19 protein-coding genes are annotated in these 16,352 nt (G+C 60.2%); 9 read left to right on the plus strand and 10 right to left on the minus strand.

Annotated elements, in window-relative coordinates; translation table 11 throughout:
- Positions 1-14 precede the first annotated feature (14 nt).
- The 9 genes from fliJ (at position 15) to fliR (ending at position 6,061) form a co-directional block, all read left to right on the plus strand.
- On the plus strand, positions 15-467 hold the full coding sequence (gene fliJ / locus ACLSSQ_RS13315) for a flagellar export protein FliJ (RefSeq protein ID WP_416242962.1): 453 nt from the start codon (positions 15-17) through the stop codon (positions 465-467).
- 67 nt (positions 468-534) lie between these two features.
- Positions 535-1,620, plus strand: a complete 1,086-nt coding sequence (locus ACLSSQ_RS13320) for a flagellar hook-length control protein FliK (protein ID WP_416242963.1) — start codon at positions 535-537, stop codon at positions 1,618-1,620.
- 64 nt (positions 1,621-1,684) lie between these two features.
- Positions 1,685-2,215: a flagellar basal body-associated protein FliL gene (fliL, locus tag ACLSSQ_RS13325; RefSeq protein WP_014236834.1), complete on the plus strand. Its 531-nt coding sequence runs from the start codon at positions 1,685-1,687 to the stop codon at positions 2,213-2,215.
- 13 nt (positions 2,216-2,228) lie between these two features.
- Positions 2,229-3,233 carry a flagellar motor switch protein FliM gene (fliM, locus tag ACLSSQ_RS13330; protein WP_014236833.1) on the plus strand — a complete coding sequence of 335 codons (1,005 nt, stop codon included), beginning with the start codon at positions 2,229-2,231 and terminating at the stop codon, positions 3,231-3,233.
- Positions 3,226-3,663: a flagellar motor switch protein FliN gene (gene fliN, locus ACLSSQ_RS13335; RefSeq protein ID WP_014236832.1), complete on the plus strand. Its 438-nt coding sequence runs from the start codon at positions 3,226-3,228 to the stop codon at positions 3,661-3,663. The genes fliM and fliN overlap by 8 nt, the downstream gene beginning before the upstream one ends.
- 154 nt (positions 3,664-3,817) lie before the next feature.
- A complete protein-coding gene (gene fliO / locus ACLSSQ_RS13340) occupies positions 3,818-4,264 on the plus strand; it encodes a flagellar biosynthetic protein FliO (RefSeq protein WP_416242964.1) in 447 nt (148 codons plus the stop codon).
- A complete protein-coding gene (gene fliP / locus ACLSSQ_RS13345; protein WP_416242965.1) occupies positions 4,261-5,013 on the plus strand; it encodes a flagellar type III secretion system pore protein FliP in 753 nt (250 codons plus the stop codon). Before fliO ends, fliP begins: the two co-directional genes overlap by 4 nt.
- Positions 5,010-5,279, plus strand: coding sequence for a flagellar biosynthesis protein FliQ (gene fliQ, locus ACLSSQ_RS13350; RefSeq protein WP_416242966.1), 270 nt, complete (start codon positions 5,010-5,012; stop codon positions 5,277-5,279). The genes fliP and fliQ overlap by 4 nt, the downstream gene beginning before the upstream one ends.
- Positions 5,276-6,061, plus strand: a complete 786-nt coding sequence (gene fliR, locus ACLSSQ_RS13355) for a flagellar biosynthetic protein FliR (protein ID WP_416242967.1) — start codon at positions 5,276-5,278, stop codon at positions 6,059-6,061. Before fliQ ends, fliR begins: the two co-directional genes overlap by 4 nt.
- Positions 6,062-6,074: 13 nt before the next feature.
- On the opposite strand, the gene ACLSSQ_RS13360 is transcribed toward fliR, so the two are convergent.
- From ACLSSQ_RS13360 to ACLSSQ_RS13405, 10 genes are all read right to left on the minus strand, one after another.
- The gene (locus ACLSSQ_RS13360) at positions 6,075-6,533 is read right to left on the minus strand and encodes a hypothetical protein (protein ID WP_416242968.1); all 459 of its coding nucleotides are present in this window, start codon (positions 6,531-6,533) and stop codon (positions 6,075-6,077) included.
- The gene (flgL, locus tag ACLSSQ_RS13365; protein WP_416242969.1) at positions 6,533-7,501 is read right to left on the minus strand and encodes a flagellar hook-associated protein FlgL; all 969 of its coding nucleotides are present in this window, start codon (positions 7,499-7,501) and stop codon (positions 6,533-6,535) included. Before flgL ends, ACLSSQ_RS13360 begins: the two co-directional genes overlap by 1 nt.
- A 56-nt stretch (positions 7,502-7,557) precedes the next feature.
- A complete protein-coding gene (gene flgK, locus ACLSSQ_RS13370) occupies positions 7,558-9,720 on the minus strand; it encodes a flagellar hook-associated protein FlgK (RefSeq protein WP_416242970.1) in 2,163 nt (720 codons plus the stop codon).
- A gap of 64 nt (positions 9,721-9,784) precedes the next feature.
- The gene (gene flgJ, locus ACLSSQ_RS13375) at positions 9,785-10,816 is read right to left on the minus strand and encodes a flagellar assembly peptidoglycan hydrolase FlgJ (RefSeq protein WP_416242971.1); all 1,032 of its coding nucleotides are present in this window, start codon (positions 10,814-10,816) and stop codon (positions 9,785-9,787) included.
- A gap of 44 nt (positions 10,817-10,860) precedes the next feature.
- Positions 10,861-11,994 (minus strand): flagellar basal body P-ring protein FlgI, encoded by a 1,134-nt coding sequence (locus ACLSSQ_RS13380; protein WP_416242972.1) that lies wholly within the window; start codon positions 11,992-11,994, stop codon positions 10,861-10,863.
- A 22-nt stretch (positions 11,995-12,016) separates the two neighbouring features.
- On the minus strand, positions 12,017-12,685 hold the full coding sequence (locus ACLSSQ_RS13385) for a flagellar basal body L-ring protein FlgH (RefSeq protein ID WP_416242973.1): 669 nt from the start codon (positions 12,683-12,685) through the stop codon (positions 12,017-12,019).
- Between the two features lie 20 nt (positions 12,686-12,705).
- Positions 12,706-13,488, minus strand: a complete 783-nt coding sequence (flgG, locus tag ACLSSQ_RS13390; RefSeq protein WP_416242974.1) for a flagellar basal-body rod protein FlgG — start codon at positions 13,486-13,488, stop codon at positions 12,706-12,708.
- Positions 13,489-13,506: 18 nt separating this feature from the next.
- Entirely contained in the window at positions 13,507-14,247 is a 741-nt protein-coding gene (gene flgF / locus ACLSSQ_RS13395) for a flagellar basal-body rod protein FlgF (RefSeq protein WP_416242975.1), read from the minus strand.
- Between the two features lie 37 nt (positions 14,248-14,284).
- Positions 14,285-15,634 (minus strand): flagellar hook protein FlgE, encoded by a 1,350-nt coding sequence (gene flgE / locus ACLSSQ_RS13400; protein WP_416242976.1) that lies wholly within the window; start codon positions 15,632-15,634, stop codon positions 14,285-14,287.
- Positions 15,635-15,649: 15 nt separating this feature from the next.
- Positions 15,650-16,339 (minus strand): flagellar hook assembly protein FlgD, encoded by a 690-nt coding sequence (locus ACLSSQ_RS13405; RefSeq protein ID WP_416242977.1) that lies wholly within the window; start codon positions 16,337-16,339, stop codon positions 15,650-15,652.
- Between the last annotated feature and the right edge of the window lie 13 nt (positions 16,340-16,352).

Here is a 16,352-nt window from a genome sequence, read left to right on the forward strand (position 1 = left end):
GACCGGGACCACCAATGACCAAGCCCTTTACCCTGCAACCCCTGCTGGAGCTGATGCAGAACCGGGCCGACGAAGCCAGCAAGGAACTCGGCCGACGTATTGCAGCCGAGCAGGACACCAAGGCAAAGCTGAACATGCTGGTCCAGTACCGGGACGAATACGCCGAACGTTTCCGCCAGGCCTCGGCCCAGGGCCTGACACCGGCGGGCTGGCGCAACTTCCAGGAATTCATCGGCCGCATCGATGAGGCCATCGCCCAGCAGCGGGTCGTGGTACTGACCTCGGAACAGCACACGGCCGCAGGCCAGGCCGAATGGCTGGCCCATCACCACAAGCTGAAAGCCATCGACACTCTGGCCCAACGCCATCTGGCCGCCGAACTGCAACGGGAAATGAAGCAGGACCAGAAACAGCAGGACGAATTTTCAGCCCGCAAAGCCCGTTCGGACCAGAGCGACCCACCCTGAGCACCATGATTGCTGGCACGCCACTTGCTCAGAAGGCAGCAGTCACAAACAGCGGATGAGAGAATTCATGCCCAGCACCGCCATTGCAGCGCCTTCCAGCATGCCCAACGTCATGGCTACCATTGCCGGGACCCAGTCGGGGACAGCCACTACCGACGCCACGGCAGGCCTTGAGGGCAGTGGCGCCATCAGCGCCGATTTTGCCTCCCTGCTGTTGGCCCAACTGGGCGGCAACCCGGAAATTCCCATCGACGGCGAACTGATCGTGGATAAGGGAACTGCCGAACTGGCCGAGGATGATGAAACGGCGACCGACGGCACTGACCTGTCGGCATTGTTTGCCGCCCTCTCACTAGCCCAGCCGACAGCCACCAGCACCCCGCCCCAGACCGCCCCCATCGTTAGTGACGGCACTGCCACGTCCCTGGAAGGCATTGACCTGCAAGCCCAGGCCCCTGGCACAGGTATCGGCGCGGAAGGCGATGCCACTCTCACCCCGTTGAACAGCGCCGGACAAGGCAAGCAACAAGGAGCTACCGGCCAGCAGGATAACAACCCGGCAAGTTTTGCCGCTTTCGAAGAAACCATGAAACAGGTTGAGGCCCAGGCCGATCTATCGGCCCCGACACTGCCGGATGCGCCACCGGCCGTGCATGCCGCCCATCAGGCCCACGGCAGCGCCAATACGACTTCCTCCGTGACCCAGGCCCGGGTCGACACGCCGGTGCGGGACCCGGCCTTTGGCCAGGAATTCAGCCAGAAAATCGTCTGGCTTGCCGGCCAGGACAAGCAGTCCGCCCAGCTGACCCTGAATCCGCCCCAGTTGGGACCGGTGGAAGTCAGCCTGAAGATCAGTGGCGACCAGGCCACCGCCGTCTTCTCCTCACCCCACGCCGAGGTGCGTGAAGCCATTGAAGCCGCCCTGCCCCGTCTCCGCGAAATGATGGGCTCGGCCGGTCTGGAGCTGGGACAGGCCAACGTCAGCAGCCAGTCTTTCCAGCAGCAGCAACAGGAACAGGCCGCCCAGAACCAGGCCGGCGCCTCCCGGGGCGGCAGCACAGGCGGTATACTTGCGGAAGGTGGCAATGAACCGGCTGCAACTACAGGCACCGTGATTCGCCAGAGCAACGGCCTGGTGGACACCTTTGCCTGAGACAGACGGTCCTGCCGATAAAAACACGACCGCCAAAGCGGCATGACAAATAGAGGAGTCCACTATGGCGAAAGCCGAGGCCAAACCGGCCGCTGAAGGTGAACAGGCGCCAAAGAAAAAGGGCAAGCTGCTCATCATCATCATCGCTGCTGTCGTCCTGCTCGGCGCCCTGGGCGCCGGGGCCTTCTTCATGCTCGGTTCCTCCAACCATGATGAGGACGAAGAGGTTGCCGCCGATGCCCCCAAGGCCAAGAAGAAGAGCGGCAAGGAATCCCCGCCCGTCTATGTGGCCCTGGAGAACTTTACGGTCAATCTGGTGCCCGACCAGGGAGAGCAGTATCTCCAGGTGGCGGTATCCATCGAACTGGGTGATGCTGCGGCCGGTGAGCAGATCAAGCTGCACATGCCCAAGCTGCGCAACAAGGTGATGCTGCTGCTGTCGAGCAAGAAAGGCTCCGACCTGGTTTCCAAGGAAGGCAAGGAAACCCTGGCCGAGGAAATGAAACAGGAAATGAACGGCGTTCTCGACCCTGCAGGCAAGGGCAAGGACGGCCCCATCAAGGAAGTGCTTTTCACCTCCTTCATCATTCAGTAGAAACCGGAACCCAATGTCCCAGGATTTCCTGTCCCAGGAAGAGGTCGACGCCCTGCTCAAGGGCGTGACCGGCGAAAGCGACGAACCGGAGCAATCCGGCGACGCCGAGGCCGGCGTTCGCGCCTACAACCTGGGCACGCAGGAACGCATCGTGCGTGGGCGCATGCCCACCATGGAGTTGATCAACGAGCGCTTCGCCCGTTATCTGCGCATTGGCCTGTTCAACTACATGCACCGCAACGCCGAAATTTCGGTGGGACCCATCAAGGTGCAGAAGTACAGCGAGTTCATCCGCAATCTGGTGGTGCCGACCAACCTCAACCTGGTGTCGGTCAAACCCCTGCGCGGCACGGCCCTGGTGATCTTCGATCCCAACCTGGTGTTCCTGGTGGTGGACAACATGTTCGGCGGCGACGGTCGCTTCCATACCCGGGTCGAAGGGCGGGACTTCACCGCCACCGAGCAGCGCATCATCCAGGGCATGCTCAACGTGGTTTTCGGCGAATACGAGCGGTCCTGGAAGCCGGTGCACGAACTGAAGTTCGAGTACATCCGCTCGGAAATGAATTCCCAGTTCGCCAACATCGCCACCCCTTCCGAAATCGTCGTTTCCACCTCCTTCACCCTGGAATTCGGCGGCGCCACTGCCGACATGCACATATGCATGCCCTATTCCATGGTGGAACCGATCCGGGACCTGCTCTACAGCACCATGCAGAGCGACCAGCTGTCCACCGACAAGCGCTGGGTGGGCACCCTGCGCCGGCAGTTGCAGACGGCGGAAGTGGAACTGGTGGCAAATCTGGCCCATGCCACGGTTTCGCTGCGGCAGGTACTGAAGATGAAACCGGGCGACGTCATCCCGGTAGTCATTCCCGAGGTCCTGAACGTGGAGGTCGATGGTGTCGCCATCATGGAATGCAAATACGGCCAGCAGAGCAACCAGTACGCTCTCAAGGTAGAACGATTCATCGCGGCGGATAACCCCGACGCCCCGCAGGGAGAAGCCAATGGCTGACGAAAACACCGAGAACCCCCAGGACGCGGCCGACGCCATCGGCGAAGACGATTGGGCCGCCGCCATGGCCGAGCAGGCCATCGCGGAAAGCACCCCGGAAACCCCGGCAGCCCAGCCGGCCGACATCTTCCAGTCCTTCGGCGGTGCCGATGCCCAGAGCGGCATGATGCGCGAGCTGGACATGATCCTGGACATCCCGGTGCAACTCACCGTGGAGCTGGGCCGGACCAAGATCACCATCAAGAACCTGCTGCAACTGGCCCACGGCTCCGTGGTGGAACTGGATGCCCTGGCCGGCGAACCCATGGATGTGCTGGTCAACGGCACCCTCATCGCCCAGGGGGAAGTGGTGGTGGTGAACGACAAGTTCGGTATCCGCCTGACGGACATCATCACACCCTCCGAACGCATGCGCAAACTGGGCCGCTGACCCCTCCTGCCACCGCTTCGGCGCCGAACCGCCCTCATCCATAGGTGAGCGGCGGTTTTTTATTTCTGGTGCATGGATTAACATAGCGGCCATCCTTACCGGGAATCCGGCCCTTCATGCCGCCGCCCTGCGGCTTCAACCCATATCGACGCCCGTGCCCCAACACCCCCGCATTCCTTCGACCACGGCAGGCCTCCTGACCTTGCTGGCGCCGACGCTGGCCCTGGCCCAGAGCGCCCCGGCAGCAGCTCCCGGCGTCTCCGGCAGCAGCGTCGTGCAGGCCTTTGTCGGTCTGCTCATCATCGTTGGCCTGCTGATGCTCGCCGCCTTTTTCATGCGCCGGATCTATGGCGGCCGCCCCTTTGGTCAGGGCCCCATGAAGTTGCTGGGCGGCATCGCCGTCGGCAACCGGGAGCGCATCCTCCTGGTGGAAGTCCAGGACACCTGGCTCGTCATCGGTCTCGCCCCCGGCCAGATCCGCACCCTGCACACCCTGCCCAAGGGCGAACTGCCCCAGGGGGCAACCGGTCTGCCCGGTACTCAACCCTTTGCCCACTGGCTGAACCAGGTGATGGCACGTAAAACCGATAGTACTCAATGAATCTCGCAAAACTCCGGCCCCTGCTGCTGCTCGGCATCCTGCTGGCCCCCACGGTCGCCCTGGCCCAGGCCGGCGGCCTACCGGCCTTCAGCAGCACCCCCGCCCCCGGCGGCGGACAGAATTACACCCTGTCCATCCAGACCCTGCTGACCCTTACGGCCCTTACCTTCATTCCGGCCGTACTGCTGATGATGACCGCCTTCACCCGCATCATCATCGTCCTTTCCATGCTGCGCCATGCCATGGGCCTGCAGACCACGCCGCCCAACCAGGTGCTGCTGGGACTGGCCCTCTTCCTCACCTTTTTCGTCATGTCCCCGGTGGCCGACCGGGTCTATACCGAAGCCTACGTGCCCCTGGCGGAAAACAAGATCACTTTCCTGCAGGCCCTGGAAAAGGCCGAGCAACCGGTGCGGGGCTTCATGCTGAAGCAGACCCGGGAAGCCGACATCGCCCTCTTCGCCGGATTTGCCGGCATCAAGAACATCGAGAGCCCGGACAAGGTGCCCCTGCGCATTCTGGTCCCGGCCTTTGTCACTTCGGAACTGAAAACGGCCTTCCAGATCGGCTTCATCATCTTCATCCCCTTCCTCATCATCGACATGGTGGTGGGCAGCGTCCTGATGTCCATGGGCATGATGATGATGTCCCCGGTCATGGTGGCCATGCCCTTCAAGATGATGCTGTTCGTCCTGGTGGACGGCTGGCATCTGGTGCTCGGCTCCCTCGTCCAGAGCTTCGCCACATGACTCCCGAAACCGTCATGAACATCGGCCGCCAGGCGGTGGAGGTGACCATCCTGGTTTCCGCCCCGGTTCTGCTGGTAGCGCTGGTGGTGGGCCTATTGATCAGTATCTTCCAGGCAGCCACCTCCCTCAACGAAACCACCCTGTCGTTCGTACCCAAGATCATTGCCATGTTCCTGACACTGATCTTCGCCGGCCCCTGGATGCTGCAGGTCATGACCGATTACATCCAGCGCCTCTATTCCAGCATTCCGAGCCTGATTGGATGATCAGCTTCACCTCCGCGGAGCTGAACGCCTGGATCGCGGCTTTCGTTTTCCCTCTGGCCCGTATTCTGGCCTTTGTCGCCGCTGCCCCCGTATTCAATAACGCTGCGGTGCCCCGCCGGGTACGCCTGATGATCGGCCTGGCCCTGTGCGCCGCCATCGTCCCCGGCATCCCGCCCTTACCGCCCATTGAACCGGCCTCCGGCATGGGCCTGATGATCCTGGTTCAGCAGATGCTGATCGGCATTGCCATGGCCACGGTCATGCGTCTGATATTTGCGGGGGTAGGCTTGGCGGGTGAATTGATGAGTTTCCAGATGGGGCTGGGATTTGCCACCATGTATGACCCCCAGAACACGGCCCAGACTGGTGTGGTGGCCGAGGTGGTGACGCTCTGTGCCACCTTGATGTTCCTTGCCCTGAACGGCCATCTGCTGATGATCGCCGGCCTGGCGGAAAGCTTCCACAGCCTGCCCATCGCCACCACATCGGTTTCTGCAGGCCTCTGGTTGAACATGGCAGAAACCGGGGCAAAGGTATTCAGTATCGGCCTGCTTTTATCCCTGCCGGTGCTGATTGCCCTGTTGATTACCAACCTGGCGCTGTCCATTCTTTCCCGGGCAGCCCCCCAACTCAATCTGATGGCAGTAGGTTTCCCCATCACACTCACGGTAGGCCTCGGCATTCTGGCCCTTACGCTGCCCTACATGGTACAGCCCCTGACCCGTATCTACGACGAGGGCTTCCGCATGATGCTGGAAGTTTTTGCCCCCATGGTACGTTAGGGCAGTCCGCGACTCAGGGAGCCGCGCGCGACATCTGGATCAGACCCTGGGCATAGCGCTGGGCGATGGGAGTGGAAGACTCGATACCCTCGCTGTAATCCACCATCCGGTAGGAAGAAAAGCCATTTTCCCGTCGCAACTGTTCGGCCCGTCGTTTGATGATCATCATCGCTTCCCCCGCCCCCCCAGTGTGAAAACGTTTCATCTTCAGGTCGAGGACGTAGACGTTGTCTGCCACCTTGGCTTCCACCACTTCCCAGTTGGGAGCCAGCGGGTCGTAGATGTTGTAGAGAACCCAGGCCCCGGCACCGGTAAGCAGCAATTTCTCCAGGGAGTAGGAAATATTTTCCGAGAGCTGGATGGTGGCCGCCGGTATGGCCGGCCCCTTGTGGGGATAGGTCCCTCCCACGCTGCTCCAGTTGCTGCAGCCCGACAACAGGGTCAGCGCAACGAAAAGAAAGAAGGAGCGCATCAGATCATGTTGAACAGAGACAGTCCGGAGACCATGGTAAAGGCCTTCTGGGAGGCTTCCAGCTGGGTCTGCTGCAACGACAGGTCGGTATAAGCCGAGGCATAGTCCAGATCACGCAGATTGGAGATGGACTCTTCGTACTGCAAGTCGATGGAAGAGCCTGCCGAAGCCAGGGAATCCAGCTCCGACAACTTAGCCCCCACGGAAGTACGCACATTGACCACCGTACTCTTGGCCGCGGTTAGATTAGCCAGAGCATCGCTGATAGCACCAGGCAGCGCCGCCGCCGCAGTCGCATCATTGGCCACCGGTGTGTTCAGGGTATCGATGAGGTTGCGCAGGGAATCGAACATCCCTTCGCCGGTCACATTGCCGGCACTATCCCGAACTTTTACGAAGATATCGACGCCGGACTCGCTGACCTCCATCTGGCGTGAGGCATCCACCTGCAACTGACGCTGCCCCTGATCCCCATTGAAGATGACGGCCGGGTTACTGGCGTCATAGGGGCCGGCTGCCGTGCTGACAGTAAATGGCTTGACGTTAGCCTGGTAGCCAGAAAAGAGGTAGTGGCCATTTGCATCCTGGGTGTTGGCCAGGGCAACGAGCTCGTCCATGCGCACCTGCAATTCGGTAGCGATGGATGCCCGATTGTCGTCGTTCAGGGTGGTGTTGCCAGCCTGGATGGTGAGATCGAGAACGGACTGCAGGGCGTCGCTGACGCTGCCCAGCTGGGATTCCACCAGTTTCAGGCTCTCCGTGGCCAGGGACTGGTTCTCCATGTACTGGGTATTGACGGCCTGGGCCTGCTGCTTGATCAATACCTGGGAGGCGGCCACCGGATCATCGGCGGGCGTCAGGATACGACGGCCGCTAGCGATCTGGTTGTAGGTCTTCAGCTGGGAGGCCTGGTTGCTCAGAATCCCGGAGGTTCCCGAGTTGTAGATCAAGTTGGTGCTGACTCGCATGATGGCGACTCCTCAAGCGCTTATCTTTAGCTATATCGGCCGATTACGGCAAAAGTTCAGTAGCCGATGGAGAGAACCGTGTCGAACAGTTCCGAAGCAATGGTCATCATCTTGGCCGACGCCTGGTAGGCCTGCTGGTACTTCAGCAGATTGGCAGCCTCTTCATCCAGATTCACGCCGGAAACGGATTCCCGTGCCGAATTGGCCTGGTCCAGAAGCGACTGCTGGGCCTCCAGGTTAACCTCCGCCTCCCGGGTCTTGTTACCAACCTTGCTCACCAGCTGGGCATAGCTGTCCTGGAAAGTGGCTGTGCCGCCGGCCATGCCGCCCTGGGTCTGAAGTTTGGCCAGCAGGTTGGCGTTACGGGCATCGGACGTACCGCCGGCATTTGCCGACAGGGTGAAGGTATCGTTGTCCTTCGGTACTCCACTCAGGGAAAATGTGAAGCCGCCTACGGTATAGGTGGAGGAAGGACTGGTGTAGGGCACCGAGGCCGGCATGGTGTAGGTGGTGGTACCGCTGCTGTTCGTTACCGTCACCATGGCACCAGCAGCAAGATTGGTGAAATCCAGATTGCCACTGTTGTAGGTAATGCCGATATCCGTGGTCGGCACGGTATAGCCAGGCGAGACACTGCCGGCGGAAATGACACCGGAACCGCTGTTGGCACTACCGGCAGATGTCCGCACCGCCTGCCCGGCGGCAATTAAACGGGAGTCGGCGGCAATCGAGGCATTGACACCAAAATTCCGGCCGATGTCCCGCGTTGGCTGGATGGTGAAAGAATCGCCGTTAGCCATGGCACCGGTAACATCAAAAGAGAAGCCTTCGCTATCGGCAATGGTGCTGGAGAGGGCGATGGGGTCGGCATCTGTCCACTTCTTGTTGTCGGACAGCCGAGTCACGGTGTAATTGGTGCCGTCGAAACTCACCCTATAGTCGCTGCCGGTGAGGTTGGTGGTGTAGTTGGCGGAAGCCAGGTCCAGCGTGTCACCAGTAGCGTTATAAACCTGCTGCATGACATCGTTAAGGGCCTCGGTGCCCGTAGCAGTCCACTCGGTTCCATCCGACTTTCGGGTCACGGTATAGGTGCTGGTTGCAGAATCGTAGGCCATGGCATAGGTATTGCCGTTAAGGCTCATGGGCGGAGGATTCACAAGACTCGCAGCAACAGTGGCAGTCCCCTGGTTGAGGGAATTGGCCCAGACCAGAGGATCGGAAATGGTGAAGAAATCAGAAACAAAATCCGTATCCCCTGCCGAATTCCCCAGGAGATCTTGCCCTAGGGATAGTTGGGCATTCACAGTCAGCGCCAGGGAGGCGGCCACTTGCCCGAGGGAATTGGCGGCAGAATCCAGGGACTGACTGCGGAAGGAAAGCAGGCCACCCAACGCACCGCCGGTAATCATGCTATCCGGCAGTTCCTGGACCCCGCCTGCATTGACCAGGCCCACAGCCATGCGGGTAGGATCAGCGGAAGATGCCTGCACTGCCAGCTGGTTGGTCCGCAGGCCGACAACCAGTTGCTGACCGTTACCGATAAAGACACTGAGGCTGCCGTTGGACTCTTCCACCGTGGAGACTCCCACCAGGGTATTCAACTCGGTGACCAAGGTATCCCGCTGGTCCAGCAGATCGTTAGGCGGCTGGTTAGTTGCTGCCTGGGCTTCCATGATGCGCTTGTTTAGCGAAGCGATCTGAGTGGCGTAGGAATTGATGGAAGTGACCGTGCTGTCCAGCTGGGTGTTGACCGAGCTGTACAGGGCTTTGAGCTGGCCATACAGACTGTTCACCCGGCTGGACAGGGCCTTGGCATCGGAAACCAGGGTATCGCGGCTGGAAATCAGGGTCGTGTCCGAAGCAACCGTCTGCAGGCCACTGAAAAACTCCAGCATGGTGGAGGACAAGCCCGCGCTCTCGTCAGCCAGCATGTTGTCGATCTGGGAGACGTTGTCGTAATAGGTGGTCAGTTGGCTGACTTGAGCCTGGGACTGGTTGATCTGACTGGTCAGGACGCTGTTATAGACCCGCGTGATGGTGGACACATTGGTCCCCATACCGATATAACCAGCCCCTGTGCCAATAGACAGATTGGTCGACTGACTAATGCGCTGGCGACTATAACCGTCCGTGTTGACGTTGGAAATGTTGTTCCCAGTCGTCATCAGGCCGAGTTGAGCGGCATTGACACCAGTTACACCGATACTTAATAGAGACATAGCGCACCTCGTTCCTACCCTGAATAACGACAAAATTCAGGAATGATTGAGGCAGGTCGGTCCTTCAGCCCTGAAGAGCCTGGCGCAAAGTAGGTCCGTTGATGATGCGACCTAGCTTTTCTGCGTACATGGGGTCCGTTGCATACCCTGCCTGTTGCAAGGATCGAGCAAACTCCATGCCATCTTGTTGGCCAAGGGCCCCGGCGAAGCGGGGCCGCTGCAACAGTTCGGCGTAATCGCGGAAAGCCTGGCCATAGGAAGAATAGGCCCGGAAACGCTCCCGAGAGGATTGGGCCACTCCACCGACGTATTCCGTGGTGGACGCCTCAACTACGGGTCCCTGCCAGCTACGCCCAGCCTTGATGCCAAACAGGTTGTAGCTGGAAGAGCCGTCACCGCGACGGATTTCGGATCTTCCCCAGCCCGTTTCCAGGGCGGCATGGGCCACCAGGAATTGGGCAGGAATTCCGGTCGCCCGGGATGCCTCGACCGCATGGGGCCAGAGGCGATTGACGAACTCCCGGTGGTTTGCCGGCGTGCCCTGGGGTGCAGCCACCGCGTCCATGTCTGGCGACACGGCAAAATCGTCGGTATCGACGGCATTAATTGCCGAACCTTCAACCGCTTGCCGCCGCGCTGCCCGTTCCCGCACCAGTTGCATGGCCTGGCGCAGGGTTTCGGATGAATAGGCAGCTCCCTGCAGCGGCACCTCAAGGGCCTGGGGCTGTCCGCCGACGGGAACGCCCGGCAGTTTTCCGCCCCTCTCACCCGCCGTTCCTTCTTCCGGCGGCAGATAACGTCCCAACTGTTGCTCAATCAGCTTGGCAAAACCAAGCTGACCGGAAGAAGAAAGCTTCTGGGCCAGCTGCTGGTCCAGCAGTGATGTGTAGAGCCGGGTCTGGTCAGTATTGAAAAGCCCATCCTGGGGCAGCGTATCCCGCATGCTCTTCAACATCATGTTGATGAACAGGGATTCGAATTCCTTGGCGACCTGCTTCAAGCCCTCCCGTGGGCTTTGCTTGATTTTAAGGCGCAGGCTCTCGGTCTGCCGTACATCGGCAGCCAACCGGCTGGAGGAAGGATCAGCGCTCTTCATGATAGGCGTGATTCTAGGCGCTCGGGCGCTTCAGGTCATCTGCCTCAGATGACTTCTAGGTCCGCACGCAGGGCGCCGGCCGCCTTCATCGCCTGCAGGATAGCCAGCAAATCTTGTGGATTGGCACCCAGGGCATTCAGGGCCTTCACCACATCAGCCAGGTTGGCACTGGCCTTAACCGTCTGCAAAGCGCCAGCTTCCTGCTTGATCTGGATATCTGCCTGATTGGTGACGGTCGTCTGCCCGCCGGACAGGGCGTTGGGCTGACTAACGTTGGACTGGTTCCCCACCACCACATTGAGATTGCCGTGGGCCACGGCGCAGGTATCCACCGTCACCGACTGATTCATGACGACGGAGCCGGTGCGGGCATTGACGATCACCTTCGCCGCCAGTTTCTGGGGCTGTACGTCCAGATTCTCGACCCGCCCCATGAAGGCAACTCGGGCACTAGGATCTTCCGGTGCCCGGACCTGGATGACCCGCCCGTCGAGGGCCTGGGCCACCGCACCGAAATCCCGGCCCATCTCCCGGTTGATTGCATCGACGATGCGCTGGGCCGTACCGAAGTCGGTCGTATTGAGTTCATAATGCACGAAGGGCCCCTGCCCCACCTGGGTGGGAACAGCCCGCTCGACGGTGGCCCCGCCGGCAATGCGTCCAGCAGAAAGGTGGTTGATCTGGGCCGAGGAACCGCCAGCGGAAGCACCGGCACCACCAACCACCACATTGCCCTGGGCCATGGCGTAGACGTTGCCATCGGCACCCTTGAGCGGCGTCATCACCAGAGTGCCGCCGCGCAGACTCTTGGCATTGCCCATGGACGAGACCGTCACATCGATCTGCTGGCCAGGCTTGGCAAAGGCCGGCAGGGTCGAGGTAACCATCACCGCCGCCACGTTGCGCAATTGCAGAGACTGGTTGGCCGGCAGGGTCACCCCCAGTTGGGAAAGCATGTTGATGATGCTCTGCACGGTAAAGGGCGTCTGGGTAGTCTGGTCGCCACTGCCATCGAGGCCAACCACCAGACCGTACCCGACCAACTGGTTGTTACGGACGCCCTGAACGCTGGCCAGATCCTTGATCCTCTCAGCCTGGGCGGGGGCAGGCACTAGCGGCAAAAGGGAGGCGGCAATAATTGCCACCTCCCGCAAAGTTATTCCAATTTTTGTTGCCATGGTCCTTCTCCCGCGGTTTCTCCTAGAACGGGATAAAGGTAAGGAAGAATCGTGCCAACCAACCCATGACCTGGGCCTCATTGATGATCCCCGAGGACTTGTACTCGATTCTGGCATCTGCCATCTGGCTCGAGTTGACCACGTTTGCCGCGGTAATCTGGTACGGATTCACCACCCCCGAAACCCGGATGAACTCCTGCCCCTGGCCGATGGCCACCTGTTTCTCCCCGGATACCAGCAGGTTACCGTTGGGCAAAACCTCGATCACCGTCGCCGTCATGGTTCCGGTAAAGACGTTGCTACCCGCAGATTCACCCTTGCCGTCGAAGGTATTGGAACTGCTGGTCTGGGCATTCAGGCCTTGGAAACTCTTGCCGGGCAGGCCGGAAAGAGCCGTCACCGATGCATTGATGGCGCCCGTTTTTTCGGCGCTGGTATTACCCTTGGTCGAGGCCTGGGTGTTCTCGACGATGTTGATCACCAAGGTATCGCCGACAAAGCGGGCTCGCCGATCCTCGAACAGGGGACGGCTCGCGGTCTGCTGATAGATGCCACCGTTATTGCCGGCTAGGTCGTTGCGCTGTTGGGGCCTGGCGGTCATGGGCTGGTGCACGTTGGTCGGCGGCACGGAAGCGCAGCCCGCAAGCAGCGCCAGCAGGATCGCACCAGCCAAGGTCAGTATGGATTTCATCTTCAGACTCCCGCCGTTACTTACATCTGGGTCAGACGCGACAACATCTGGTCCGAAGTGGTCACCACCTTGGAATTGAGTTCGTAGGCACGCTGGGTCTGGATCATGGAGACCAGTTCCTCGGCCACGTTCACATTGGAGGTTTCCACATAATTCTGGTTAAGCACTCCCAAACCGTTGGTACCCGGGGTATTGGGGGTGGGGGTTCCGCTAGCGGAGGTTTCCAGATACAGGTTTTCACCGATGCTCTGCAGGCCGGCATTGTTGATGAAGCTGACCAGCTGGATGGAGCCGATCTGGGTGGCCGCCGTAGTGCCCTGCTGGGTAATGCTCACCGTCCCGTCCTTGGCGATGGTGACGGAGGTAGCGTTCTGGGGAATGGTGATGCTCGGCTGCAGCGGATAGCCGCTAGCCGTCACCAGTTGCCCCTGATTGTCCTGGTGGAAGGAACCATCCCGGGTATAGGCCGTGGAACCGTCCGGCATCAGAATCTGGAAAAAACCCGTGCCATTGATGGCCACATCCAGGGAATTGCCGGTCTGCTGTAGGTTGCCCTGGGTAAAAATGCGCTCTGTGGACACGGGCTTGGCGCCGGTACCGATCTGCAGACCTGCCGGAATCTGGGTTTGCTGGGAGGACTGGGCCCCGGCCTGGCGCACCGTCTGGTACAGCAGATCCTCGAAGATCGCCCGGGATTTCTTGAAACCGTTGGTGGAAGTGTTTGCCAGATTGTTGGCAATAACGTCCATCTGGGTCTGCTGGGCATCCAGGCCGGTACGGGCAATCCAGAGAGAACGAATCATGGCTTTATCCTTATACGGTTACGACACAGTCAGCAACTGGGCCGCGGCCTTGGCATTGCTATCTGCGGTTTGCAACATCTTCATCTGCATTTCGAACTGACGGGCAACGGAAATCATGTCCACCATGGCATCCACCACATTGACGTTGCTGCCTTCCAGGGTTTCCGTCGCCAGACGGACATTGGCATCCAGGTTGGCCGGCTGCCCGCTCTGCTGCCGGAAAAGGCCGTCACCACCACGCACTAGCTGGTTCTCGGCCGGATTGACCAGCTTCATGCGCCCCACCACGTTGGTGGTGTTGGGCACGCCGAAGGTCGGAATGACCGAGATGGTCCCATCCGGAGCAATGGTGATGCCATTGTCGGGCGGAATGGTGATGGGGCCGGCTTCGCCCAGCACATTCTGGCCTTCCTGGGTCTGCAGCAGGCCGTTGGCATTGACCGTCAGGCTGCCGGCCCGGGTATAGGCTTCCTGCCCATCGGCGCCCTGGACGGCAATCCAGCCCTTGCCCTGAACAGCCACATCCAGGGAACGGCCGGTGTACATCATGGGCCCCTGATCCATCACATCCTTGACCGAGGCATCCACCGTGAAAGCCCGGGTGGGGAAGCCCTCACCCTGCAGCTGCACGGCCCGGAACTGGTGCTCCTGGGAGCGATACCCCGTCGTGGACGCATTCGCCAGATTGTGAGCCACGCCTGCCTGTCGCAGGAAAGCGTGCTTGGCACCGGTCATGGCTGTGTATATCAGGCGGTCCATGGAAGTCTCGAATGGGTCAGGTCAGGGAGAATCTGGATCAGCGCAGATTGACGATGGTCTGCATGATCTGGTCCTGGGTCTTGATGGTCTGGGAGTTAGCCTGGTAATTCCGTTGCTGGGTGATCATGTTCACCAACTCGGAGGTAAGATCCACGTTGGAATCTTCCAGGGCATTGGACTGCACCAAGCCCAAACGGCCGGATCCGGGAGCATCCACCGTCGGCTGACCGGATGTGGCAGTTTCCACCCATTGGTTGCCACCGATGGACTGCAGGCCGTTGGGGTTGTCGAAGTTGGCGAGCACCATCTGGCCGATATTGCGGGTTTCCCCGTTACTGTAGTTGCCCTTGATGACGCCGTCGGTGCCGATACTCAGACCGGACAGGCTGCCGGAACTATAGCCATCCTGCAGCAGGCGGTTGGTAGCGTTCTTGTCACCGTACTGGGTCGTGCCGGTCAGGTTGAGGTTGAAGCTGAGCGTGGAACTTGCACCGTTATCAGGCACAGTGGGATCCACGGATTGAAGGTCGGCCACCACGCCGTCCATATCGAAAGTCACCGCCATTTCGAAGGGAGTCGCAGTATCGCCGTTGAAGCTGCTCACTTGGCCATTAGTATCGAACTGGATGGGGATCCCGGTCGTCATGTTCAGCGTGTTGCCGGCATTAAGCATGGCGGTACCATCCACGTTGCCGTACATGGACCAGGAGCCGGTGGCCGTTTCCTTGACGAAGTACAGGGTCAGGGTATGGGCGGCACCGAGAGAGTCATAAATGCTCAGGGCAGTGGAATAGTTGTAGGTATCCGGGCTGATGCTGGGAACACCCGCCGCGGCGGGGGGGCTCCAGACAGTGGTCTCGGAGTTAGCCTTCAGGTTCACGCTCGCCTGCACCCCGGCATACTCACTACCCACGCTAGCCCCGGTAGCCACCGGATCCAACTTGAGCAAATCGGGGGTCAGCTGCAGCTCGGTGGGGGTCTGGGGACGGATGACGCCGTCCACGCCGGCAGGATAGCCCGTCAGCCTCGACCCCTGGTCATTGACGATGTAACCGCTGTTATCCAGGTGGAACTGGCCGTTACGGCTATAGCTGATGGTGCCGTTGCTGCTCATGCGGAAGAAGCCGTTGCCGTTGATGGCTACATCCAGGGTGTTGTTGGTGGTGGTGATGTTGCCCTGGGTAAATTGCTGCACGATGGCCGCCAGGTTGGTACCAATACCCACCTGGCTAGCGCCGCCAACCCCGAGGGAAGCAGCATAGACGTCGGCAAAGTGGGCGTTCGCCTGCTTGAAACCCACGGTGCTGGAGTTCGCCACGTTGTTGCCGATCACATCCAGCGCCTTGGAAGCCGTGTTCAGACCGCTCAAACCTTGTTGGAAAGCCATTTTCCTCTCCCCTAATTACAGAACCTGACGCACATCGTCGTAATCGACGAGGGTGCCAGTACCGACATCCAGTTGATAGCCGTCGCTGGTGCGAACCACAGCAGATACCTGCCCCAGCTGAAGGGCGGTGGACGTGACGCTGGAACCGCCCTGGGTTGCCGTCACAGTCACGGTGTAGGTACCGTCGGCCACCTTGGCGCCGGAGGCATCGGTGCCATCCCAGGCAAAGAGGTGGCTGCCGGCCTTGGCAGCGCCAAAATCGACGGTATTGACCACGTTGCCGTTGGAGTCCTTGATGGTCAGAACCACGCTGTCCGCTGCGCTGGCCACCTCGAACCCCCCTACCGCCTGGCTTTCAGAGAGGGTCAGGCCGCTGCCGGGTACCAGCACGTTGGAGCCGAGCAGGGCTGCTGCCTGCATCGACTGGGTGGAGTCGTAGCTGGTCAGCAGGGTTTCCAGGGTGCTGTTAACTTTTTCCAGGCCACTCACCGTGCTGATCTGAGCCAACTGGCTGGTCATGGCGGAGCTGTCCATCGGGCTCAGGGGGTCCTGGTTCTGCAACTGGGTCACCAGCATGGTCATGAACTGACTCTGGATGTCATCAGAACTGGTGGTGGAAGAAGACTTGCTACTGCTGCTGGAGGTCCCGTTGAGGGCCGCGTAGATGCTCGCAGAGGAAGTGCTGCTGGTTGCACTGGTACTCATGATCTTCTCCTAA

Origin of the sequence: Azospira sp. APE16 (assembly GCF_047901315.1) — a bacterium.
GTDB lineage: Bacteria > Pseudomonadota > Gammaproteobacteria > Burkholderiales > Rhodocyclaceae > Azospira > Azospira oryzae.

What these genes read in the sequence shown, in the direction of transcription:
- fliJ (WP_416242962.1), top strand. Translation starts at nt 15, where the DNA reads ATGACCAAGCCCTTTACCCTGCAACCCCTGCTGGAGCTGATGCAGAAC.
- ACLSSQ_RS13320 (WP_416242963.1), top strand. Translation starts at nt 535, where the DNA reads ATGCCCAGCACCGCCATTGCAGCGCCTTCCAGCATGCCCAACGTCATG.
- fliL (WP_014236834.1), top strand. Translation starts at nt 1,685, where the DNA reads ATGGCGAAAGCCGAGGCCAAACCGGCCGCTGAAGGTGAACAGGCGCCA.
- fliM (WP_014236833.1), top strand. Translation starts at nt 2,229, where the DNA reads ATGTCCCAGGATTTCCTGTCCCAGGAAGAGGTCGACGCCCTGCTCAAG.
- fliN (WP_014236832.1), top strand. Translation starts at nt 3,226, where the DNA reads ATGGCTGACGAAAACACCGAGAACCCCCAGGACGCGGCCGACGCCATC.
- fliP (WP_416242965.1), top strand. Translation starts at nt 4,261, where the DNA reads ATGAATCTCGCAAAACTCCGGCCCCTGCTGCTGCTCGGCATCCTGCTG.
- fliQ (WP_416242966.1), top strand. Translation starts at nt 5,010, where the DNA reads ATGACTCCCGAAACCGTCATGAACATCGGCCGCCAGGCGGTGGAGGTG.
- fliR (WP_416242967.1), top strand. Translation starts at nt 5,276, where the DNA reads ATGATCAGCTTCACCTCCGCGGAGCTGAACGCCTGGATCGCGGCTTTC.
- ACLSSQ_RS13360 (WP_416242968.1), bottom strand. Translation starts at nt 6,533, where the DNA reads ATGCGCTCCTTCTTTCTTTTCGTTGCGCTGACCCTGTTGTCGGGCTGC.
- flgL (WP_416242969.1), bottom strand. Translation starts at nt 7,501, where the DNA reads ATGCGAGTCAGCACCAACTTGATCTACAACTCGGGAACCTCCGGGATT.
- flgK (WP_416242970.1), bottom strand. Translation starts at nt 9,720, where the DNA reads ATGTCTCTATTAAGTATCGGTGTAACTGGTGTCAATGCCGCTCAACTC.
- flgJ (WP_416242971.1), bottom strand. Translation starts at nt 10,816, where the DNA reads ATGAAGAGCGCTGATCCTTCCTCCAGCCGGTTGGCTGCCGATGTACGG.
- ACLSSQ_RS13380 (WP_416242972.1), bottom strand. Translation starts at nt 11,994, where the DNA reads ATGGCAACAAAAATTGGAATAACTTTGCGGGAGGTGGCAATTATTGCC.
- ACLSSQ_RS13385 (WP_416242973.1), bottom strand. Translation starts at nt 12,685, where the DNA reads ATGAAATCCATACTGACCTTGGCTGGTGCGATCCTGCTGGCGCTGCTT.
- flgG (WP_416242974.1), bottom strand. Translation starts at nt 13,488, where the DNA reads ATGATTCGTTCTCTCTGGATTGCCCGTACCGGCCTGGATGCCCAGCAG.
- flgF (WP_416242975.1), bottom strand. Translation starts at nt 14,247, where the DNA reads ATGGACCGCCTGATATACACAGCCATGACCGGTGCCAAGCACGCTTTC.
- flgE (WP_416242976.1), bottom strand. Translation starts at nt 15,634, where the DNA reads ATGGCTTTCCAACAAGGTTTGAGCGGTCTGAACACGGCTTCCAAGGCG.
- ACLSSQ_RS13405 (WP_416242977.1), bottom strand. Translation starts at nt 16,339, where the DNA reads ATGAGTACCAGTGCAACCAGCAGCACTTCCTCTGCGAGCATCTACGCG.